Annotated in this window: 18 protein-coding genes; 12 read left to right on the forward strand and 6 right to left on the reverse strand. The window is 64.9% G+C overall.

What is annotated here, in order from left to right; all coding sequences use genetic code 11:
* The first annotated feature begins 9 nt into the window (after nucleotides 1–9).
* The gene (locus GJ700_RS36080) at nucleotides 10–4146 is read left to right on the forward strand and encodes an efflux RND transporter permease subunit (protein ID WP_195763847.1); all 4137 of its coding nucleotides are present in this window, start codon (nucleotides 10–12) and stop codon (nucleotides 4144–4146) included.
* A 131-nt stretch (nucleotides 4147–4277) separates the two neighbouring features.
* On the opposite strand, the gene GJ700_RS10235 is transcribed toward GJ700_RS36080, so the two are convergent.
* Nucleotides 4278–5213, reverse strand: a complete 936-nt coding sequence (locus tag GJ700_RS10235; RefSeq protein WP_154373277.1) for an alpha/beta hydrolase — start codon at nucleotides 5211–5213, stop codon at nucleotides 4278–4280.
* A gap of 148 nt (nucleotides 5214–5361) precedes the next feature.
* Here GJ700_RS10235 and GJ700_RS10240 point away from each other — a divergent pair, with 148 nt between their 5' ends.
* Complete coding sequence (locus GJ700_RS10240) at nucleotides 5362–6396, forward strand: 3-ketosteroid-9-alpha-monooxygenase, oxygenase component (protein WP_154373279.1); 1035 nt, start codon at nucleotides 5362–5364, stop codon at nucleotides 6394–6396.
* Between the two features lie 26 nt (nucleotides 6397–6422).
* Nucleotides 6423–7571 (forward strand): helix-turn-helix transcriptional regulator, encoded by a 1149-nt coding sequence (locus GJ700_RS10245; RefSeq protein ID WP_154373281.1) that lies wholly within the window; start codon nucleotides 6423–6425, stop codon nucleotides 7569–7571.
* 92 nt (nucleotides 7572–7663) lie between these two features.
* Here the strand turns inward: GJ700_RS10245 and GJ700_RS10250 are convergent, their stop codons facing one another.
* Together GJ700_RS10250 and GJ700_RS10255 are read right to left on the reverse strand one after the other, a co-directional pair.
* Nucleotides 7664–8083: a nuclear transport factor 2 family protein gene (locus GJ700_RS10250; RefSeq protein WP_154373283.1), complete on the reverse strand. Its 420-nt coding sequence runs from the start codon at nucleotides 8081–8083 to the stop codon at nucleotides 7664–7666.
* Nucleotides 8084–8085: 2 nt separating this feature from the next.
* Nucleotides 8086–8913, reverse strand: coding sequence for an alpha/beta fold hydrolase (locus GJ700_RS10255; RefSeq protein ID WP_154373285.1), 828 nt, complete (start codon nucleotides 8911–8913; stop codon nucleotides 8086–8088).
* A gap of 125 nt (nucleotides 8914–9038) precedes the next feature.
* Here GJ700_RS10255 and GJ700_RS10260 point away from each other — a divergent pair, with 125 nt between their 5' ends.
* From GJ700_RS10260 to GJ700_RS10300, 9 genes are all read left to right on the forward strand, one after another.
* Complete coding sequence (locus tag GJ700_RS10260; protein WP_154373287.1) at nucleotides 9039–9818, forward strand: SDR family oxidoreductase; 780 nt, start codon at nucleotides 9039–9041, stop codon at nucleotides 9816–9818.
* An 84-nt stretch (nucleotides 9819–9902) separates the two neighbouring features.
* Complete coding sequence (locus tag GJ700_RS10265) at nucleotides 9903–11624, forward strand: DUF1302 domain-containing protein (RefSeq protein ID WP_154373289.1); 1722 nt, start codon at nucleotides 9903–9905, stop codon at nucleotides 11622–11624.
* Between the two features lie 14 nt (nucleotides 11625–11638).
* On the forward strand, nucleotides 11639–13039 hold the full coding sequence (locus tag GJ700_RS10270) for a DUF1329 domain-containing protein (RefSeq protein ID WP_154373291.1): 1401 nt from the start codon (nucleotides 11639–11641) through the stop codon (nucleotides 13037–13039).
* 138 nt (nucleotides 13040–13177) lie between these two features.
* Nucleotides 13178–13960 carry a fumarylacetoacetate hydrolase family protein gene (locus tag GJ700_RS10275; protein ID WP_154373293.1) on the forward strand — a complete coding sequence of 261 codons (783 nt, stop codon included), beginning with the start codon at nucleotides 13178–13180 and terminating at the stop codon, nucleotides 13958–13960.
* Nucleotides 13961–13968: 8 nt separating this feature from the next.
* Entirely contained in the window at nucleotides 13969–14859 is an 891-nt protein-coding gene (locus GJ700_RS10280) for an acetaldehyde dehydrogenase (acetylating) (protein ID WP_154373295.1), read from the forward strand.
* Complete coding sequence (gene dmpG / locus GJ700_RS10285) at nucleotides 14856–15884, forward strand: 4-hydroxy-2-oxovalerate aldolase (RefSeq protein WP_154373297.1); 1029 nt, start codon at nucleotides 14856–14858, stop codon at nucleotides 15882–15884. Before GJ700_RS10280 ends, dmpG begins: the two co-directional genes overlap by 4 nt.
* A 10-nt stretch (nucleotides 15885–15894) precedes the next feature.
* Complete coding sequence (locus tag GJ700_RS10290) at nucleotides 15895–16620, forward strand: EthD domain-containing protein (RefSeq protein WP_154373460.1); 726 nt, start codon at nucleotides 15895–15897, stop codon at nucleotides 16618–16620.
* Nucleotides 16621–17097, forward strand: coding sequence for a nuclear transport factor 2 family protein (locus GJ700_RS10295; RefSeq protein WP_154373299.1), 477 nt, complete (start codon nucleotides 16621–16623; stop codon nucleotides 17095–17097).
* A gap of 130 nt (nucleotides 17098–17227) precedes the next feature.
* Entirely contained in the window at nucleotides 17228–18904 is a 1677-nt protein-coding gene (locus tag GJ700_RS10300) for a GGDEF domain-containing protein (protein WP_154373301.1), read from the forward strand.
* Nucleotides 18905–18906: 2 nt separating this feature from the next.
* Here GJ700_RS10300 and GJ700_RS10305 read toward each other — a convergent pair whose 3' ends face one another.
* From GJ700_RS10305 to GJ700_RS10315, 3 genes are read right to left on the reverse strand one after another with little or no spacing between them, the layout of a single operon-like run.
* Entirely contained in the window at nucleotides 18907–19764 is an 858-nt protein-coding gene (locus GJ700_RS10305) for an SDR family NAD(P)-dependent oxidoreductase (RefSeq protein WP_154373303.1), read from the reverse strand.
* A 10-nt stretch (nucleotides 19765–19774) separates the two neighbouring features.
* Nucleotides 19775–20539 carry an SDR family NAD(P)-dependent oxidoreductase gene (locus tag GJ700_RS10310; protein WP_154373305.1) on the reverse strand — a complete coding sequence of 255 codons (765 nt, stop codon included), beginning with the start codon at nucleotides 20537–20539 and terminating at the stop codon, nucleotides 19775–19777.
* A 9-nt stretch (nucleotides 20540–20548) separates the two neighbouring features.
* Entirely contained in the window at nucleotides 20549–21343 is a 795-nt protein-coding gene (locus tag GJ700_RS10315; RefSeq protein WP_154373307.1) for an SDR family oxidoreductase, read from the reverse strand.
* Nucleotides 21344–21349: the final 6 nt, after the last annotated feature.

The raw sequence follows: 21349 nt of genomic DNA on the forward strand, positions 1-21349 counted from the left end.
AGTGACCTTATGAGCCAGCCCTCGTCCCCCCGCCTGAGCGCATTGATCCATGCTTGCGCCGCCACGTTGCTGCGCCACCGGCGCACGTTGTTATGGCTGTTCCTGCTGGCCACCGTTGCCCTGGGATTTTCCGCCACCCGCGTGCGGCTCGATCCCGGCTTTGCCAAGACCGTGCCGCTGCGGCACCCGTACATGCAGACGTATACGGAATTTGCCCGCCAGTTCGCGGGCGCGAACCGCATCCAGGTCAGCCTGCGCTGGCGCGGCGACGGCGATATCTATAACGCGCCCTTCCTTGCCGCGCTGCGCGAAGCGACCGATGACGTGTTCTTTGTTCCCGGCGTGGTGCGCAGCCGCGTGGCGTCGCTGTTTACACCGAACGTGCGTTACACGGAAGTGACGGAAGCGGGTTTTTACGGCGACGTCGTCGTGCCGGCGCGCTTTTCCGGCCAGCCTGACGAACTGGCGCTGGTGCGGACCAACGTGGCACGTTCGGGCCAGATCGGCCAACTGGTATCGAATGACTTGAAATCGGCCATGGTGCAGGCCGAGCTGCTGGAAACCGATCCCGCCACCGGCAGGAAGCTCGATTACGTGGACGTGGCGCGCCGGCTGGAACAATTGCGCGCCAAGTATGCGGCGCGCAATATCGACGTGCACATCACGGGCTTTTCCAAGGTGATCGGCGACGTGATGGACGGCATCGATGGCGTGCTCGGCTTCTTTGGCGTGGCGTTTGCCGTCACGGCCCTGCTGCTGTTGCTGTACACGCGATCGTTGCGCATGAGTGTCCTGGCGCTGGCCGTGGCGCTGATGCCGGTTGTCTGGCTGCTGGGGATATTGCCGCTGATCGGCTATGGCATCGACCCGATGTCGATCCTGGTGCCATTCCTGATTTTTTCCATCGGCGTGTCGCATGCCGTGCAAATGACCAATGCGTGGCGCCAGGCCGTGCACGCGGGGACGGATGGGCGCGGGGCGGCGGCCGATGCGTTCCGGGCGCTGTTCGTACCGGGCACCCTGGCGCTGCTGACCAATGCGTTGGGCTTCCTGGTGATCATGACGATCGATATCGCCATCGTGCGGGAACTGGGCGTGACGGCGTGCATCGGCGTGCTGCTGATGATTTTGACGAATAAAGTGTTCCTGCCCGTGCTCCTGTCGTACTGCGGCGAACGCGCGGCGGGACCGGCGCCTGCCAAAGGCGCGGCGCGCAGCGCGTTCTGGTGGACCATGTCGTCCGCCGCGTCGCCCCGCGTCGCGCCGTGGGTGATGCTGGTGAGCGCCATGCTGCTGGTGGCGGGTGCATATGGCGCGCGCCTGCTGCACATCGGCGATATCGGTTCCGGCGCGCCGGAGTTGCGCGCGGATTCCCGCTATAACCGCGACCACGCGGCCATCGGCAGCCAGTACAACGTGGGTTCCGACGTGCTGTCCATCATTGCGGTGGCAGGCGGCGATGCGGAAAGCGGGGACGCCTGCCTGCGCTATCCGGTCATGAGCGCCATCGAGCGTTTCGAAATTCACATGCGCGGGGTGGCCGGCGTGCGTTCCGTGGTCAGCGTGCCATCGCTGGCGAAAGTCACCATCGGCGCCTACAACGAAGGCAGCCCGCGCTGGCAAGCATTGCCGCGTACCGGCGCCGGCCTGCAGCAGGGCGCCCGCAGCTTCAACCCCGATGACGGCATGAATACGGAAAACTGCAAGGCGATCCAGGTGCTGATTTACACGGATAACCATGAGGGGGCGACCATTGCCCACGTGGTGTCGGAAGTGAAGGCGTTCATCGCATCCGGCAACGCGCAACCCGTGCAATTGCGCCTGGCCAGTGGCGACGTGGGCGTCATGGCCGCCACCAATGAAGCCGTGGAACAGGCGGAAGTGGGCATGTTGCTGGCGATCTTCGGCGCGATCACGGTCCTGTGCCTGCTGACGTTCCGTTCGTGGCAAGCCGTGTTGTGCATCATCGTGCCGCTGGCGCTGGTCTCCGTGTTGTGCAATGCGTTGATGCCGCTGCTGGGAATCGGCCTGAAAGTGTCGACCTTGCCGGTGGTGGCGCTGGGCGTCGGTGTCGGCGTCGATTACGGCATTTACCTGTACGAGCGCATTGCGCACCAGATGCGGGCTGAAGGGCAGGACTTCCGCATGGCGTTTTATGAAGCCATGCGGCAGCGCGGGACTGCCGCGCTGTTCACGGCGGTGACCATGTCGCTGGGTGTGGCGACGTGGACCTTCTCCGCGCTGAAGTTCCAGGCCGACATGGGCGTGCTGCTGGCATTCATGTTCCTCGTGAATGTGCTGGGCTCGATCTTCCTGTTGCCGGCGCTGGCGGCGGGCTTGCTGTCGGGGCGTGGCGCTGCGGCGCCTGCGCCGCCCGTGCCGCCGGGCGCCCGGATCGATGCCGAGTCAGGTGCCGGCGCCGATCCTGAGCCGGATGTGATCGTCGTCGGTTCGGGCGGCGGCGCCATGCTGGCCGCCATCCGCGCGGCGGATAACGGCCTGTCCGTGCTGGTGGTGGAAAAGTGTTCGCAGTTCGGCGGCACCACGGCGATTTCCGGTGGCGGGATCTGGATCCCCAATAACCACCTGGGCGAACAGGCGGGCGCCAAAGACAGTTTCGATGAAGCGCTGGCCTATGTGCATGCCTGCGTGGCGCCGCACTTCGACGAATCGCGGGTCCGCGCTTACTTGCAGGCGGGCCCCCGCCTGGTGCGCTACCTGCACGAACGCACGCGGGTGCGTTTCACGGCGCTGCCGCATTACGCCGATTATTTCCAGCACAAGCCGTGCGCCAAGCCGGGTTTCCGCTCGCTGGACCCGGCGCCATTCGATGCGGCGCAGTTGGGCGATGATTTCGCGCTGCAACGCCCGCCGCTGGGGGCGACCCTGATCGGCGGCCGCCTGTCGATGACGCAGACGGAAGCGCGGCTGATCCTCGGCAAGCATGCAGGCTGGATCTTGAAACTGCTGAAAATCGTCTTGCGGTATGTATTCGATGTGCCGTGGCGCATGCGGCACGGCGCGGACCGCCGCCTGACACTGGGTGCGGCGCTGGTGGCCGGCTTGCGCGCGTCGCTGCGCGACCGTGGCGTGCCGCTGTGGCTGGATACGCCGCTGACCAGCCTGATTTACGAGGATGGCAAGGTGACGGGCGTGGTGGTGCAGCGCGGCGGCAAGCCGCTGCCATTGCGGGCGCGCCGGGGCGTGATCCTGGCCGCCGGCGGTTTCGAATGGAACCAGCGCATGCGCGAGCAATACCTGCCGCAACCGACCCGCGCCGAGTGGAGCGTGACGCCGCCTCATGCCAATACGGGCGACGCGATCCGCGCCGGCCAGGCGGTCGGCGCCAAGCTGGATTTGATGGGATACATGTGGGGCGTGCCGGCCGTGCAAGTGCCGGGCATGCCGCATACGCACCCGATCTTCGTGGAGCGTTCATTGCCGGGCTGCGTGATTGTCGATGCGGCCGGCCAGCGCTTCGCCAATGAGAACCTCGCGTATTCGGAACTGGTGCAAACCATGTATGCGCGGGCAGCGCAGGGCCACGCATCCGCAGTTCCCGCGTGGATCGTTTTCGACGGCCGTTTCCGCAAGCAGTATCCGTGCGGGCCGATCCTGCCGGGTTCCGTGATGCCGGATAACCGCTTGCCGCCTGCGCTGAAGGACGTGCTGCACAAGGCCGACACGCTCGATGCGCTGGCGGAGAGGATCGGCGTCGATGCGGCGGGCCTGAAGGCCACCGTGGAAAACATGAACCGCTACGCGGCCAATGGCGTCGACGAGGAATTCGGCAAGGGCGACAACGCGTTCGACACGTATTACGGTGACATCAATATCAAACCGAACCCCTGCCTGGCGCCGCTGGCGCAGGGACCGTTTTACGCGATCAGGCTGGTGCCCGGCGATATCGGCACCAAGGGCGGCATGGCGACGGACGTGCATGCGCGCGTACTGGGGCAGGACGGGGAAGCGATACCGGGGCTGTACGCGATTGGCAATTGCAGTGCGGCGGTCATGGGGACCACGTATCCGGGGGCTGGTTCCACGATTGGTCCCGCCATGGTGTTCGGGATGCTGGCGGCCGATCATCTGGCCGGCATGACGGAAATGGCGGGACGGCCTGTGGATCTGGCGGAAGCGTCATAGGGCGCGGGCATGGCGGCTTCCGCTGCGCGGAAACCGCCCTACGGAGTCACGTCTGTTGAATCAAAGGAAGGTGGCGGCCCGTGAAATGTGCCATGCATGCAGTCCGGTAAAGCCGCCATATTGAGCGGAATTTAACCCAGCAATGCTTTCCTGACTTCCGCGGCGCCCACCGCCACCGCCTCATCCGCCGCCGGCAACATACCCACCATGCTGGCAAACCCATGGAACAAGCCTTCCCAGCTGCGCAACGTCACCGGCACGCCGGCCGCGCGCAGCCGCTCCGCATATTTCCAGCCTTCGTCATGCAGCGGGTCGCACTGCGCCAGCAGCACCGTGGCCGCGGGCAGGCCGGCAACGGAGGACGCCAGGCCCGGCGCCGCGCGCACATCCGAACGTGCGGCAGCCGATGGCGCATATTGGCGCCAGAACCACCGCATCATGTCGGCCGTCAGCAAATACCCTTGCGCATAGGCGGCGTAAGAAGGCGTGCCGCAACCGCTGTCGAGGACCGGGTAAAACAGCAACTGGTGCCGCAGTGGCGGCAATTCCAGCGCGGGATCGCGCGCCAGCTGGGCGCAGGCGGCAGCCAGGTTGCCGCCCGCGCTGTCGCCCGCCACCGCCAGCCGCGACGCATCGATGCCGAATGCGGCGCCGTGCGCGGCGACCCAGCGCAGCGCGGCGCAGCCATCGTCCAGCGCCGCCGGGAACACGGCTTCCGGCGCCAGCCGGTAATCGACCGACAGCACGGCGCAACCGGCCAGGCGGGCCAGCCGGCGGCAGATATTGTCGTGCGAATCCACGCTGCACGCGACCCAGCCGCCGCCATGGAAAAACACGATGCCGGGCATGAGGGCGCCCGGTTGCGGGTGATACAGCCGCGCGGAAAGGGGACCGGCAGGCCCCGGCAGCACGCATTCGGTCACGCGTGCGACGTCCTCGTTCAGCGGGACTGGTTGCATTTGTGCAACACCGGCGCGGTAATCGACGGCGCGCAAGGTGGCGTAATCGGGCGCCGGCAAGCCGGCGTACATGGCGAGGATGGCCTGTACCTGGGGATCGGTGGACATGGGAACTCCGGAAAGTGTAGGTGATTGCACTATCGGCCCGGCGCCGGTCCCGGGCATCGTCCGTTAAGACGATGCCGGAACACCGCCAAATTCGTACTTTGTCGGTATGGGTGCATAAGTCCACCCCATAAAAACAAGGAGACATAGCATGGCAAAGGTTTACAAGATCGAAGCAGCCCCCGTCGCCAACCGCTACGCGCGCGGATGGCATTGCCTGGGACTGGCGGATGATTACAAGGACGGCAAGCCGCATACGCTGAACATCTTCGGCCGCCGTCTGGTGGCGTACCAGGGCGAATCCGGCGCGCTGCACATCCTCGACGGCTATTGCCCGCACATGGGCGCGGACCTGAGCCAGGGCCAGGTCAAGGGCGACACCCTGGCATGCCCGTTCCACGACTGGCGCTGGAGCGGCGATGGTTCGTGCAGCGAAATCCCGTATTGCAAACGGGTGCCGCCCAAGGCCCGCGTCGGCGCGTGGCCGACCATGGAGCAGAACAAGCTGCTGTTCGTGTGGAACGACCCCGAAGGCAACGCGCCGCCGGAGCACGTGGCGATTCCCCGCATCGATGCCGCGTTCTCGGACGAGTGGACCGACTGGGTCATCGACCGCATGGTCATCAACACCAATTGCCGCGAACTGATCGACAACGTGGCCGATATGGCGCACTTCGGCCACGTGCACGGCGCGCAGGTCACCAGTTTCCATAACCGCTTCGAAGGCCATGAAGCGGAGCAGGTGATGGTCAGCCGCAGCCCGCGCCTGTCGGAAGATGGGGTGCTCACCAGCATCGCCACCTACTACGGCCCGTCGTACCAGATCACCGTCATGCAGGGCGAGATGAATGGCTACCCGGTCGATTCCATCCTGTTGAATTGCCACGTGCCGATCGACCTGGACAGCTTTGAATTGCGCTTCGGCGTCATGGTGCGCAAATTCCCCGGCCTCGATGAGCAACAAAACCACGCGGCAGCCATGCAATACGTGAAATTGGCCCAGGAAGCGTTCTATGAAGATGTTGCAATCTGGCATAATAAAACACGCATCGACAACCCGCTGCTGTGTGAAGCGGATGGTCCGGTGTACCAGTTGCGCGAATGGTATGCGCAGTTCTATACCGATGCCGCGCAGGTGCCGCCGCATCTGGGCGAGCGCCGCATTTTTGAATCGAAGCTGGCCTGAGCGCGGGCTGCCAGCTGAGGGGCACTATGAAGAACGCCGTCGCCACCTTCCCGCTGGAGAAATTCAGCGAATTGACCGCATCCATCTACGATGGCTTGCTGGAACCCGTCCCCTGGGAAAAGTGCCTGATGGGGTTGCGCAATTTGCTCGAAGCGAATTACGTGACCTTGATCCTGCGCCAGCCGAAAGTGGGGGACCATGGCCTGATGGTGAACGTGGGAGACGTCACCACCGAAGGCTTGATTTCGTATAACAGCCACTTCTTCGCGATGGACCCGTTCGTCGGCCTGCCGGGCGACCGCATGGTGACGATCAATGACATCCTCGATGAAAAAGCGTGGATGGCATCGCCGTTTTACCAGGAGTTTTTGAAGCCGTACGATGTGCACCGCCTGATGGGCGCCGACATCCGCACGGCCGATGGCGGCGAATGCCGGCTGCGCGTTTGCCGTGGTCATGGTGCGCCGAACTTCACCAGCGCGGACAAGGAACTGTGCGGCCTGCTGCTGCCGCATTTCAAACGCGCCGTCCATTTCCACGGCAGGCTCGACCTGGCTGAATCCGAACGCCGCCTGTATGCGGGCGCGATGGACCGCCTGATGGTGGCCACCATCATCCTCGACAAGCAAGGCCGCGTCCTGAAGACCAACCGCCAGGCCGACGAATTGCTGGCGTCGGCCGACGGCATGCGCCTGGTGGGCAACATGCCGCACGCGACGCACGCCAGCGGCAACCGGGAATTGCAGCGCCTGATCAGGCATGCGCTGGACAATTACGGCATGGCGCGCCGCACGGCCGTGGTGGAAGCCATTTCCATCGAACGCCATTCGGGCAAGCGCAATCTCGGCGTGGTGGTGCACAGCGTGCCGCCCAGCGAGTGGTCGGAAGGGGCCAGCAGTCCCGCCGCCGCCATCTATATCCGCGACCCGGAAGGCAAGGCGGAAGCGCCGGTCGATATCGTGCGCCAGCTGTTCAGCTTTACGCCGGCCGAAGCGGCGCTGGCCGTGCAGCTGGCCAACGGCCTGTCGCTGGAGGACGCCGCGATGGAACTGGGCATCCGCCGCAACACGGCCCGCGCGCATTTGCGGGCGATCTTCTCGAAGACCGACGTGACGCGCCAGACGGAGCTGGTGCGCCTGCTGTTGAACAGCGTCGCCAACATGGGGATCCGGTAAAAAACAAACGCGGCGTCAAACCCGTAGGGCGGTTTCCGCGCAGCGGAAGCCGCCATGCGTGCGCCAAACCGCCCTACGGATTCCACGCCAACTTATTCGACCGACTGCGCATCCCAAAACGCCCGCAACCGCCGTATCTTCCCCTGCGCATCGAACTGGAAATGATCGATGATGCGCAGTACCGCGCTGCCGGCGCCGTCGAACGACACCTTCAAATTAAACACCGCCACCGCCTCGTCGCCGCACACGGTCAGCCGCACCAGTTCCGGCTCGAACGTCGCATGCGGCCCTTCCGCGCGGGCCCAGAACGCCAGCAGCGCCGCCTTGCCTTCGACGGGCGCGGCGCCCACCGGATCTTCCAGCACCACGTCGTCCGAAAACAGGTTGGCGCGCGCCACCGCGTCGCCGCTGCGCCAGCTGTGCAGATAAGCGCGCACGCCGGCTTCCACCTGCGCCGCAGCTACCTTCGATGTTATCCCCAGCAGCATTTGCCGCATCATTTCCTTGATCATGTTCACTCCTCAAAAAAGGCCAGGCATTCACGGTTGAATAATTCGCGGTGTTCCACCATCACCCAGTGGCCGCAGCGGTTCAGCAACAGGCAGCGCGCATCGCGGCAATGGCCGAGCAGCTTGTGCGCGCCGGAGACGGGATTGAAACGGTCGCCCGTGCCCCAGAAAGCCAGCACGGGGCACGCCAGTTCGTGCAGGCGCTGCGTCATGTTCGGCACGCGCATGGTGGACAGCACCGTGGTGGGCTGACTGTCCGCCACCGGCAAGCGCTCGGCGATCAGCGCATCCGTGATGTGGGCGGGATCGGCCACCAGCAGCGACATCAGGCCACGCATGTTGGCGTGGTCCAGCTGGCGCCCCGCGAACAGTTTCACCATTTGCTGGATGCCTTCCATTTCAAAATACGTTTCCCGTTCTTCGACGCCTCCCGGCGCCATCAGCACCAGCTTCGCCACGTCGGACGGGTAGTCCAGCGCGTATTGGATGGCGATGGCGCCGCCCAGCGAATTGCCGACCAGGATGCAACGGCGGATGTCGAGCGCCTGCAACAGTTCGCGCAGCGCGGCGACGAAATAATCGAGCACGTATTCCGCGTCGGCGGGTTTCGACGACAGGCCGTAGCCGGGCAAGTCCGGCACGATGACGCGGTAGCCATGCTCCGCGAACACCGGGTAGTTGTGCTTGAAGTTGCTGTAGCCGCTGGCGCCGGGGCCGCTGCCGTGCAGGAAAACCACGGGGATGTTTCCCTCTCCGGCCTCGTGGTAGTGCAGCGTCAGCCCACCGGGCAATTGCACGTGGCGGCCGACGGGAATGGGGGATGCTGATGTCATGGGGATGCTCCGGTTGCCATAGGTGACATCCATCGTGGCCCAAGCCCCATGCAGCGGCATCGTCCCTTCAGACTAAGACGGCGGCCCGCAATTTTCCTACCATCGCAGCTTTCAGGGAGCTGCACATGACAACGTTATTCGACTATTCCGGCCAAGTCGTGCTGGTCACCGGCGGCACGCGCGGCATCGGCCGCGCGATTGCTTTCGCCTTTTTACAACAGGGCGCCATCGTCTATGTCTGTGGCCGCAAGGCGCCGGAGCAGGGTATCGCGCACGAGGGCAGGGAAGCGCAATTCATCGCCGCCGACGTGCGCGACGCGGAACAGGCGGCCGCCATGGTGGACGGCATCGCGCAGCGCCATGGCCGGCTCGACATCCTCGTCAACAACGCGGGCGGCAGCCCCCACGTGCTGGCGGCGGATGCGTCGCCGCGCCTGTCGGCCTCCATCATCGCGCTGAACCTGACGGCGCCGCTGTTGCTGGCGCAGCGCGCTTATGCACACATGGGGGAGCGGGGCGCTGTGATCCTGTTTATCGGCAGCGTCAGCGCGCTGCGGCCTTCGCCCGGCACGGCCGCGTACGGGGCGGCCAAGGCGGGCATCGTCAGCCTGGTGCGTTCGCTGGCCGTCGAATGGGCGCCGCGTGTGCGCGTGGCGGCCGTCAGCCCCGGCCTGGTGCGCACGGAAGAAGCGCTGCAGCACTACGGCGACGAAGCCGGTTTGCAAGCCATCGCCACCACCATTCCCATGGGACGCCTTGCGCAGCCTGAGGAAATCGCCTCCGCCTGCCTGTACCTGGCGTCGCCCGTGGCGGCGTATGCCAGCGGCAGCAACCTCGTGCTCGATGGCGGTGGCGAACGTCCCGCGTTCCTGGCCGCCGCCAACGCGGGCAATCCTGCCGCATGACTGAACTAGTCCATTCAGCCGATGTTGGCGGCCCGCCAAAAATCGACACTGAAAAAACACGCTAAAACAACGAGGAGACAGAGCATGAACAGTACGACCAAGGCAGTACCGCCAGGGAAGCTTCGCCGGATCGCACAGGCAACCATGCTGGCCGCGTGCGCCCCGGCAATGGCGGCGCCCACCATCAACCTGGGCGACGAAGCGACGCTGGATTTCAACGCCACCATCAACTACGGTGTGGCCATGCGCACCAAGTCGCCCGGCGCGGCGCTGGTCAATGGCCCCATTGGCGCGGCGGGATTGCCGTCGACCATCAACGCGGATGATGGCGACCGCAATTTCAAGCGCCACAGCCTGACGGAAAACCGCATCAGCGCCTTGCTGGAAGGCGACTTGAAATACCGGAACCTGGGCTTGTTCGCGCGCGCCAGCATGTTCTACGACAACGTGTACAACCGCCGCAACGACAACAACGTGCCATCGACCGTCAACCACGCGGGCGACCCGCAATCGTTCACGGAAGGCGCGCGCGATTACGCGGGCCGCCGCGCACGCATGCTGGACGTCTATGCTTATGGCGCGTTCACGCCGGGCGACACCAAGCTGAACCTGCGTGCGGGCCAGCAAGTGGTGCAGTGGGGCGAAGCGCTGTACTTCCCGAATATCGCGGGCGCCCAGGCGCCGGCCGACGCCACCAAGTCCAACGTGGCCGGCGCGGAAGTCAAGGATATCCTGCTGCCGACCGGCCAGGTGTCCGCGCAGTGGGCCATCACCCCGTCGTTCAGCGCGATGGCGTACTACCAGTACAAATACAAGCCGACCGAGGTGTCGCCCGCCGGCACGTACTTCAGCTATGCCGACATGATCGGCCCCGGCGCCGACCGCATCTACACGATGGCCAATCCGCTGCTGGCCAACCCCGCCACGGCGGCGCTGCCCGGCCTGCCGATGATGCTGGCCGCGCTGCGCGGCCCGGACATCCGCCCGTCCGACCGCGGCCAGTTCGGCGTCGGCGTGCGTTTCCGGCCCGAGGCGGGCACGGAGCTGGGGCTGTACTACCTGCGCTACCACGACAAGAACCCCACCGTGCAAATGAACTTCGGCTTTGCCACCTTGTATCCAGGCTTGCCGCAGGCGGGCATCCCCGCCATCACGTCGGCCGCATTGCCACCGGCCTTCCAGTTCCTGCCAACCACGTACCAGGTCAAATACTTCGACGGCATCCACCTGGCGGGCGCCACGTTTTCCACCCAGGTGGCCGGCATCAGCCTGGCCGGTGAACTGAGCCGCCGCAGCGGCGCGCCGGTGCTGGTCAATACGCCGGCCGGACCCACGTCGTCGCGCTCGACGTCATGGCAGGGCCAGATTTCCGCCATCAAGGCGATGGAAAAAACGCCGCTGGCCGATTCCATGATCCTGGTGGCGGAAGTGGGCATGCACAGGGTATCCAGCGTGGATGCGCTGACCATCGCCGGCGCGCAATACAGCCAGCTGGCGGCCACCCGCTCGTCGTGGGGTTACGTGGTGGGACCAACGCTCAGCTACCAGAACGTGTTTGGCGGCTGGGACATGGACATGCCCATCACGTTCCAGCACCTGGTGCGCGGCGTGCCCGCCGTGGCGGGCAGCTTCGGCGCGCTGACGGGCAAGGGCGACAAGCGCATGTCCGTGGGTGTCACGTTCCGCTACCTGAGCAACCTGGAAGTGGGCGCCGCTTACAACGCCTTCCTCGGGGGCGCCGATGCGGCCCTGCGTCCGCTGGGCGACCGCAATTATCTGAGCTTTAACGTCAAGTATCGCTTCTAAGTCGGGAGATCGTCATGCATAGCAACTTCAAATCATTCGCCCTGCGTTTTGCTCATATCACGGCGGTTGCCGCCGCAACCCTGTCCTTCGCCGCGCAGGCTTCCACGGCGGAAGAAATCAAGGCGCTGGGCTCGACCCTGACGCCGCTGGGCGCGGAAAAGGAAGGCAACAAGGATGGCTCCATCCCGCCTTATTCCGGCAAGTGGCTGGGCGTGCCGCCCGGTGTGCATTTCCAGGGCACGGGCAGCGTGCACCCGGACCCGTACCCCAACGAAAAGCCCTTGTTCACCATCACGGCGCAAAATATGGCGCAGTATGCGGAGCGCCTCAGCGATGGCCAGAAAGCCCTGTTCAAGCGCTACCCCGCCACGTTCCGCATTCCGGTCTATCCCAGCCACCGCGATTTCCGCTACCCGGACAAGGTGATTGCCAACGTCAAGGAAAACGCGGCCAATGCGACGCTCACCAATGGCGGCCTGACCCTGGCCGGGGCGTTTGCCGGTCCCGCCTTCCCGCTGCCGAAGACCGGACTGGAATTGTTCTGGAATACGCAGACCGTGTACCGCGCGAACAATGAAATCGCGATCTATGACCAGGCCGTGGTTTACCCGGACGGCAACAAGGCGTGGGGCCGCACCAACTACCGCATGATGGCCATGTTCAACAACATCACCATGGACCGCAAGGCCGTGCTGGAACGCGGCGCGGGCGGCCCGTCGAACTACTTCCTGACCAACACCATCCTGCCGGAACGGGAAAAGGGCACGATCAATGTGGGCTTCGAGACCAACGACTTCGCCAACCACCCGCGCCAGACGTGGAGCTACAACCCGGGCACGCGCCGCGTGCGCCAGGCGCCGGAATTCGGCTTTGACCAGCCATTCGGTCCCGGCGGTTTCCACACGGTCGATGAAGATCGCCTGTTCAACGGGTCGCCGGAGCGCTATGACTGGAAAATCGTCGGCAAGCGCGAAATGTACATCCCGTACCACGCCAACCGCCTGGACGACACCAGCGTCAAATACGACACCATGCTGGCCAAGGGCCATTTGAATCCGGACTTGATGCGCTATGAACTGCACCGCGTCTGGGTGCTGGAAGGCAAAGTCAAGGCCGGCATGCGCCACCTGTATGCCCGCCGCGTCATGTACGTCGACGAAGACACGTGGAATGCCGTGATGGCGGACCACTACGATGCGCGCGGCGAATTGTGGCGCGTGGCGATGGTGAACCTGGTGTACGCGTATGAATTGCAGGCCTACCACGCCCGCGTCACCGCTTACCACGACCTGGTCTCGGGCGCCTACATGGCGGATCGGTTGACCAACCAGCAGCCGAAAGCCGCCCGTATCAATACCGGTGAATTGAAGGCTGCCGATTACACGCCGGATGCGGCGCGCCAGTCGGGGCTGTAACGGGGCGTGAGGCTTGGCGGCTTTGGCTTTGGCAAAACCGCCCTACGGATTACGGGACAGTGACTCCGTAGGGCGGTTTCCGCGCAGCGGAAGCCGCCATGCTTGCAGCAAGACAGCATGAACAGCAAGGATAAACCAATGATAAGCAACGACCAATTAGACGCGATAGGCGACCGCCTGTACCAGGCCTGGCAAACCCGCACCCCCATCGCTCCGCCCAGCGCCAGCCAGCCCCTCACCATCGACGACGCCTACCGCATCCAGCAGCGCATGGTGGCCCGCCGTATCGGCCAGGGCGAAACAGTGATCGGCAAGAAGATCGGCGTCACCAGCAAGGCCGTGCAAGACATGCTGGACGTGCGCCAGCCGGACTTCGGCATCCTGCTGTCCGGCATGGCGTACGCGGACGGCGCGGCGATCCCGGCCGACACGCTGATCCAGCCCCGCGCGGAAGGCGAAATTGCTTTTTTCCTCAGGGAGCGCCTGCAAGGCCCGGGCATCACGGCGCGGCACGTGCTGGACGCCACCCGCAGCGTGGCGGCGTGTTTTGAAATCGTGGACTCGCGCGTGCAGGACTGGCGCATCCGCATCGCCGACACGGTGGCCGACAACGCATCGTGCGGCGTGTTCGCCATTGGCGCCGAGCGGGTGGCGCCGCAGGGCCTGGACCTGGCCGCCTGCGCGATGACCATCGAGAAAAACGGTGAAGTGGTCGCCAGCGGTATCGGCGCCGCCGCGCTGGGCCATCCGGCCGAGGCGGTGGCGTGGCTGGCGAATGAATTGGGCAGGAGGGGCATTGCACTGGAGGCCGGTGAGCCGATTTTATCGGGCTCGCTGGCCGTGCTGGTGCCCGTCAAGGCGGGCGATACGCTGTCCGTGCGGATCGAAGGCATCGGCACGTGCGCCGTGTCGTTTGTATAGGAGAGACTATGAAAAAAATCAGATGTGCACTGATCGGGCCGGGCAATATCGGCACCGACTTGCTGTATAAGTTGCGGCGCAGTCCGTGGCTGGAGCCTGTGTGGATGGTGGGTATCGATGCCGCGTCCGACGGATTGAAGCGGGCGGCGGAGTTGGGCCTGAAAACCACGGCGGAAGGTGTGGACGGCATGCTGCCGCACGTGCTGGAAGACGGCATCCAGATCGCCTTCGACGCCACATCGGCTTATGTGCACGCGGAAAACTCCCGCAAGCTCAATGCGCTGGGCGTCATGATGATCGACCTGACGCCGGCCGCCATCGGCCCGTTTTGCGTGCCGCCGGTGAATCTATCGCAAGAGTTGGGTGGCAGCACCCTCAACGTCAACATGGTCACGTGCGGCGGCCAGGCCACGATCCCCATGGTGGCGGCGGTGTCCCGCGTGCAGGCGGTGAACTATGCGGAAATCGTTGCCACCACGTCGTCGCGTTCCGTCGGTCCCGGCACCCGCGCCAACATCGATGAATTTACCCGCACCACGGCGGCCGCCGTGGAGCAGGTGGGGGGCGCGAAGAAGGGCAAGGCCATCATCGTCATCAACCCGGCGGAACCGCCGATGATCATGCGCGACACCGTCCACTGCCTGGTGGAGGGCGAGCCGCAGGTGGACGCCATCACGGCGTCGATCCACGCAATGATCGCCGAAGTGCAGCATTACGTGCCGGGCTACCGCCTCGTCAACGGTCCCGTGTTCGACGGCCGGCGCGTGTCGGTATTCCTGGAAGTGGAGGGGCTGGGCGACTACCTGCCGAAATATGCGGGCAACCTGGACATCATGACGGCGGCGGCGGCCCGCACGGCGGAACTGTATGCGCAATCGATTTTGCGGGAGGCGGCATGAGCGAAGTGAATAAAAGCATCACGTTGCACGATATGACCTTGCGCGACGGCATGCATCCGAAGCGCCACCAGATGACCTTGGACCAGATGAAGACGGTGGCGCAAGCGCTCGATCAAGCGGGCATGCCGCTGATCGAAGTCACGCACGGCGATGGGCTGGGCGGCTCGTCCGTCAATTATGGCTTCCCGCTGCACAGCGACGAGGAATACCTGGGCGCCGTGATTCCGCTGATGAAGCGCGCCAAGGTGTCGGCGCTGCTGTTGCCGGGCATTGGCACGGTCGACCATTTGCGCATGGCGCACGAACTGGGCGTAGCCACCATCCGCGTGGCCACGCACTGCACGGAAGCGGACGTATCGCAGCAGCATATTTCGCACGCCCGCAAGCTGGGCATGGATACGGTGGGGTTCTTGATGATGGCGCACATGGCGTCGCCGGAAAAATTGCTGGAACAGGCGCTGTTGATGGAAAGCTATGGCGCCAACTGCATTTACTGCACGGATTCCGCCGGCTACATGCTGGCGGAAGACGTGAGACAGCGTATCGGCCTGCTGCGCGACAAGCTGAAGCCGGAAACGGAACTGGGTTTCCATGCCCACCACAACCTGGCCATGGGCGTGGCCAATTCGCTGACCGCCATCGAGTACGGCGCCAACCGCATCGATGCGGCGGCGGCCGGGCTGGGCGCCGGTGCGGGCAACACGCCGATGGAAGTGCTGGTGGCGGTCTGCAAACGCATGGGCATCGACACCGGCGTCGACCTGTACAAGATCCAGGATGTGGCGGAAGACTTGGTGGTGCCGATGATGGACTTCCCGATCCGTATCGACCGCGACGCGCTGACACTGGGCTATGCGGGCGTCTATGGCTCGTTCCTGCTGTTCGCCAAGCGCGCGGAACAGCGCTACGGCGTGCCGGCGCGCGACATCCTGGTCGAAATGGGCCGCCGAGGCATGGTGGGCGGGCAGGAAGACATGATCGAAGACACGGCGCTGACGATGGCCCGCGAACGGCGGGCCGCATAAGGAGATCATGATGGAAAAAGTCATTTATACGCTGTGGCGCGACCCGCGCACCAGTGCGGAAGCATTCGCCGCCACGGTGCGGGGCGAACTGGCGCAGCAATTGATCGCGCTGGGCGCGCGCGGCGTGCAGGCCAATGTCTGTGACGAAGCGGTCTTGCCGGCCGTGGCGCTGCGCCAGGTGCAGACGCAGCCCGCCATTGCCGGCGCCATCTCGGTATGGCTGGACAGCGCCAATGGCGCGTTCCGCAAGCCGTTCGACGAAGCCGTGGCGGCCGTGGTCAGCCACATGGCGGCCTACCTGGTGTCGGAATCCGAACCGATCAAGAACACCCGCTACCCGGCCAGCGAAGGCGAGCGCACGGCCGGCTTTTCCCAATTGGCGTTCCTCAGCGTGCCGCCCCGGCTGACGCCCGGCGCATGGCTGGACATCTGGCATGGCCACCACACGCAAGTGGCGATCGATACGCAGGATAACTTCCAGTACGTGCAAAACTTCGTCGTGCGTCCCCTGACCTATGGCGCGCCCCGTTATTCCGCCATCGTCGAGGAATGCTTCCCGCAGGCTGCGATGACGGACATGCAGGCATTCTTCAACGCCATCGGCGACACGGATAAATTCAAGCGCAACCTCGATGCGATGATGGATTCGTGCAGCCGCTTCATCGACTTCGACAAGATCGACGTGGTGCCGACCAGCCAGTACCTGGTGCGGCGTCCGCAATGGGAGGGGGCATAAATGGACCTTTCCGACCGCATTTCACGGCTGGAAGCGGTGGAAGCGATCCGGCAGCTGAAGGCGCGCTACTTTCACAGTTGCGACGGCAAGGATCCCGATGGCATGCGCGACTGCTTCGCGGCGGGACCGGTGGACATCGATTACGGTGCGCTGGGGCGCTTTACCGACCGCGAAGGGCTGGTCCGGCTGTTCACGCAACTGGGCTGCCACCCGCACATCGTGGAAATGCACCACGGCGTCAATCCGGACATCACCGTCATCGATGGCGACCATGCGCGGGGCACGTGGAGCCTGCATTACCAGCAGATCGACACCGTCAAACAAACGGTCACGCAGCTGGGGGCGCTGTATGACGATGCCTATGTGCGGGTGGGCGGCGAGTGGAAGATCAGCGCCACGCGCTGCAAGGTCACGTCGAGCGTGATGCTGTCGATAGCCGGCGGCGTGCCCAGCGTGTTGCATGCCGGCGCCGCATAAGCGGATAAGCAATGGTTAATATCAGAATGCAACTCATCTGGTATGATCGGGTTTGTTTACCTGATTTACCGGCCCGCATTGATTAAACTGGCATTATTTCCGTGCGGGGCGGACTGCTGCCTGCGTCCCCATGAAGATTTTGCTCCGCCTCTTGCTGGCCATGTTGCTGGCCAGCGCCTTGCAACCGGTATCCGCGGGCCAGCCAGTGGTCAGCGGGGCCGATGTCATGCCCAGGGGCGGCGCCATCTATCAGGCGGCCGATACGGCCTTTCCTTCCAGCGCAGCCGATATCGGGCGCTGGCGGCTTTCCCTGTCCCCGGCCAGTAAAGTCAGCATGTTCGGCGGCGCCTACTGGCTGGTGGCGCAAGTCCGCAACGACACGGACGTCGCGGACTGGGTGCTGGTGCCGGGCAGCGTGATGATCGAACGCGCCGATGTGCGGATCTATGCCAGCGACGGCACGGTCCAGCAATTTTCCGGCGGCTACCGCGCCGACTACCAGTATCCCTTGCATTACGGCCAGCGCATCCGGCTGGCGCCGGGCGCCAGCGCCGTCATCGTGGTGCACACGGACAGCCCGTTTTACCGTGCGCCGCCCGCCGTGCGCCTGTTTACCGAACCCGAATACCGCCACCTGGTGTCCGTGGAAAACATGCTGGCCCTCGGCGCACTGGGCGCATTGGCCGCGCTGGCGCTGTTCAACCTGTTCGTGCACCTGATGAAGCCAGACCGCGCAACGTTGTTCTATGCGCTGTACCTGCTGCTGTACATGGTGGCATGGGCGCAGGAATTTCTTCTGCCGGCGCAGATACTGGGCTGGCACGATATGCGCTGGCTGTACGTGCCATTCTTCCTGCTGCCGATTCCCAACACGGTGTTCTATGTCGAGTTCCTGCAACTGCACCGGCATTTCCCGCTGCTGGCCCGTATCAGCCGCATCAACTATGTGTTGCCGCTGCTGCTGATGCCTTGCGTGTTGCTGGCGCTGCCGTATGCGCCATTTCTCGCCACCCTGGCCATCAGCGTCTGGCTGACGATTGCGCTGGTCAGCGGCATTGCCTGCCTGCGCGCGGGGAACCGGCAGGCGCGCTATTTCGTGCTGGCGTTTGTTGCGCTGCTGCTGCCCGCGTGCCTGATTTTGCCCAGCAATTTCGGGCTGGTGCCGCCGCCCGTCAATAATCCGGAATTGCTGACCCTGTTGGGCGGCACGCTGGACGCGGTGCTGCTGGCGTTTGCACTGGCCCACAAGCTGCGCCAGCTGGCGGTGGAAAAGGATGAAGCGCTGCAGCGGCTGAACCAGTCCATCGTGCAGGCGCAGACCGATCACCTGACGGGTATCTTCAATCGGCACGCATTCGATGAACAGCTGGCGCACCGCTTCGATGCGCAGCGCCATGAGCTGGCGGTATTGCTGATCGACCTCGATGGGTTAAAGGCCGTCAACGACCGTTACGGCCATACGCGGGGCGACGCCTTGCTGCGCGCCTTTGCGCAAGGCCTGGTACAACTGGTGGGGAGCGGCGTGCCGGTATTCCGCCTGGGCGGCGACGAATTCACGGTACTGGCGCGCAAGGACGACGTGGCGGGCTTGCTGGAAGCGCTGCAGCAGGTGGAACAGTCGTTGCGCGCCGAAGGATTCCCGCACGCCGGCGCCAGCGTGGGCTGGGCGGCGGCGACGGAAGCGGCATCGCGGGAAGCCATGGTGGCGCTGGCCGACCAGCGCATGTATGAACACAAGACATCGCGGCGCCGCGCCCGTGCCGAAGATGCGCAGCAGGCGGGGGCGGTCGGCATGGTTGCCCGGTAAAGTTACTCGACGATGGCCGGATGGGCCTGTACTGGTCCGCCCAGCATGGCGCGGTGTGATGGCGGTTGCTTGCCATCCAAGTCGCGGATGCCATACTCCTCGGCCAGTTCCGCGCCGATCAGCACCTGGCCGGATTTCTCCATCCTGTGCGGATCGCCGTGCAGCTTTGCTATCACCATGCCGGTGAACTGCGGGGTTTCCGCCAGCGGTTCGAATGCCGCATATTTTTCCGGCTCGCGCTCCCAGACGGCTTTTGTGCGTTCCGTCTTCAAGGGCCCCATCCACAGCGACACGCACGCCACGCCATGCGGGCGCAAGTCCACCGCCATGTCCTTGGCAAACTTGTCGATGCCGCATTTCTGCGCGCCATAGGCGGGACCGTGCATGTAGCAACTGGCGCCAAAGGACGACGTGAAGACGATCAAGCCGTTTCCCGAGGCAATCAGCAGCGGCGCCGCGTAGTGGCTGGCCACGTAGCCGGAGCGCAGGCCCACGTCGAGGATATCGACCAGCGCCAGCGGCTTTTCCCAGAACGGCCCCTTGTCGATCAGGCGGTCGTGCAGGAAGGTGGCGTTATTGACGAGGATATCGAGCTTGCCCTGTTCGCGCCGCACACGTTCGAACAGGGCCGCGACCTGTGCGTCGTCCGCGTGGTCGCAGGCGACAGCAATGCCGGCGCCGCCGGCCGCCGTGATGTCCTTCGCCGTGGCGTGGATGGTGCCGGGCAGGGCCGCGTCGCCTTCCTGCTGCGAACGGCCCGTCACGTAGACGATGGCGCCCTGGGCCGCGAGCGCCAGCGCGATGCCCTTGCCGGCGCCGCGCGACGCGCCCGTGACGACCGCGATCAATGGTTGTGTCATGTGGCCTCCTTTACATGCGTTGCGACGACAGGTTGCCGCCATCGACGACGATTTCCGCCGCCGTGATGTAGCTGGCTTCATCGGACAGCAGGAAGCGCGCCACCTTGCCCACTTCTTCCGGTTTGCCCAGCCGCGACAACAGGATGCGGCGTTCGAAGGCGCCGGGCGGCAATTGGTCGACCACCGGCTTGATCATCGGCGTCAGGATCTGGCCCGGTGAAATGCTGTTGATGCGGATGCCGTCGCGTCCCAGCGCATCGGCCAGCGAACGCACCAGCGACAGCATGCCGCCTTTCGATGCGCTGTAGATCGGATTGACCGCGTTGCCCAAGGTCGCGTTGATCGACGCGATGCCGACAATCGCGGAACCGGGATTGGCCCTGAAATCCGCATGCAGTGCGCGCACCAGCAATGCCAGCGGGCGCAGGTTGACGTTCATGACCTTGTCCCAGTTGTCCGGCGTCAGGCCGTCGATGGAACCCATGTCGACCATGCCGGCGGCATGAACCAGGCCACCGATGGCGGGCAGCGCGGCGCGCGTGGCGTCCAGCGCGGCAGGCAGCGCCGCCGCATCGGACAAATCGATGCCGACGCCGATGGCCCTGACGTGGTGGTCGCGTTCAATGGCGGCCGCCTGTTCGATGGCGGCGCCGCCGTTGATATCCCACAGGGCCACGGGACGGCCGGCCAGCGCCAGCGCCTGCGCGCAGGCCAGGCCGATACCGGAAGCGCCGCCCGTGACGATGACGGCGGTGGAAGGGGATGACAGTTGCATGGGAACTCCTTAGAAGTGTTGGGGACGCATGGCGGCATCGATGCCGCCATCGGCAAACAGCACGCTGCCGTGGATGAATGGGGCGCTGTCACCCGCGACGAAGCCGATCAGCGCGGCGATGTCGGCAGGTTCCGCTCGGGCGCGCGTGCTGAGCGGCGCGACAAAGTTGCGGATGCCCTCGCCATAACGGGCGTCGGCCAGTCCCGCTTCCAGCAGCGGAGTTTGCACGGCGCCCGGCGCCACGGCATTCAGGCGCACGCCGGCCTGGCCCCAGCTGGCCGCGCGCTGGCGCACGGCGCAGGCCACGGCGTTTTTCGAGCTAGCATAAGCGATAAAACCTGCCTGCGGCGCCAGGTCGGGCGGCAGCGCCGCCAGCATGGCCTGCACCGCTGCTTCATCGTTGTCCAGGTAGGCCTGGCGCAGCGGGTTGCCATCCCATGCCTGCAACGTGGCGGAACTGGACGAGACGACGACGGCGCTGGCGCGGCACCCGGCCTGCAGGGCGCCGAACAAGCCATCGAGCAGCGCCGTCACGCCGAAGTAGTTGACGGCGGCAATGCTTGCGACGGGTTCGGCCTGCGGGCCCAGGCCCGCGCAGCACACCAGCGTGTCGATGCGATTTTCGGAAAGGCACAGCGCCGCTTCCACGGCGTAGGCGCGGCCGGCGGCGGTGGACAGGTCGGCGCAGATATCGCTGTGGCGCAAGTCGATGCCGATCACGCGCATGCCGGCATGGCGCAGTTGCTCGCAGACCGCGGCGCCGATGCCGGATGCGGCGCCGGTGACGATGGCGGTTTTTTTCATGGCCGC

Origin of the sequence: Pseudoduganella rivuli (assembly GCF_009674485.1) — a bacterium.
Classification (GTDB): domain Bacteria; phylum Pseudomonadota; class Gammaproteobacteria; order Burkholderiales; family Burkholderiaceae_D; genus Rugamonas; species Rugamonas rivuli_B.

Coding starts and splice junctions, on each gene's coding strand:
- GJ700_RS36080 (WP_195763847.1), top strand. CDS start 10: ATGAGCCAGCCCTCGTCCCCCCGCCTGAGCGCATTGATCCATGCTTGC.
- GJ700_RS10235 (WP_154373277.1), bottom strand. CDS start 5,213: ATGTCCACCGATCCCCAGGTACAGGCCATCCTCGCCATGTACGCCGGC.
- GJ700_RS10240 (WP_154373279.1), top strand. CDS start 5,362: ATGGCAAAGGTTTACAAGATCGAAGCAGCCCCCGTCGCCAACCGCTAC.
- GJ700_RS10245 (WP_154373281.1), top strand. CDS start 6,423: ATGAAGAACGCCGTCGCCACCTTCCCGCTGGAGAAATTCAGCGAATTG.
- GJ700_RS10250 (WP_154373283.1), bottom strand. CDS start 8,083: ATGATCAAGGAAATGATGCGGCAAATGCTGCTGGGGATAACATCGAAG.
- GJ700_RS10255 (WP_154373285.1), bottom strand. CDS start 8,913: ATGACATCAGCATCCCCCATTCCCGTCGGCCGCCACGTGCAATTGCCC.
- GJ700_RS10260 (WP_154373287.1), top strand. CDS start 9,039: ATGACAACGTTATTCGACTATTCCGGCCAAGTCGTGCTGGTCACCGGC.
- GJ700_RS10265 (WP_154373289.1), top strand. CDS start 9,903: ATGAACAGTACGACCAAGGCAGTACCGCCAGGGAAGCTTCGCCGGATC.
- GJ700_RS10270 (WP_154373291.1), top strand. CDS start 11,639: ATGCATAGCAACTTCAAATCATTCGCCCTGCGTTTTGCTCATATCACG.
- GJ700_RS10275 (WP_154373293.1), top strand. CDS start 13,178: ATGATAAGCAACGACCAATTAGACGCGATAGGCGACCGCCTGTACCAG.
- GJ700_RS10280 (WP_154373295.1), top strand. CDS start 13,969: ATGAAAAAAATCAGATGTGCACTGATCGGGCCGGGCAATATCGGCACC.
- dmpG (WP_154373297.1), top strand. CDS start 14,856: ATGAGCGAAGTGAATAAAAGCATCACGTTGCACGATATGACCTTGCGC.
- GJ700_RS10290 (WP_154373460.1), top strand. CDS start 15,895: ATGGAAAAAGTCATTTATACGCTGTGGCGCGACCCGCGCACCAGTGCG.
- GJ700_RS10295 (WP_154373299.1), top strand. CDS start 16,621: ATGGACCTTTCCGACCGCATTTCACGGCTGGAAGCGGTGGAAGCGATC.
- GJ700_RS10300 (WP_154373301.1), top strand. CDS start 17,228: ATGAAGATTTTGCTCCGCCTCTTGCTGGCCATGTTGCTGGCCAGCGCC.
- GJ700_RS10305 (WP_154373303.1), bottom strand. CDS start 19,764: ATGACACAACCATTGATCGCGGTCGTCACGGGCGCGTCGCGCGGCGCC.
- GJ700_RS10310 (WP_154373305.1), bottom strand. CDS start 20,539: ATGCAACTGTCATCCCCTTCCACCGCCGTCATCGTCACGGGCGGCGCT.
- GJ700_RS10315 (WP_154373307.1), bottom strand. CDS start 21,343: ATGAAAAAAACCGCCATCGTCACCGGCGCCGCATCCGGCATCGGCGCC.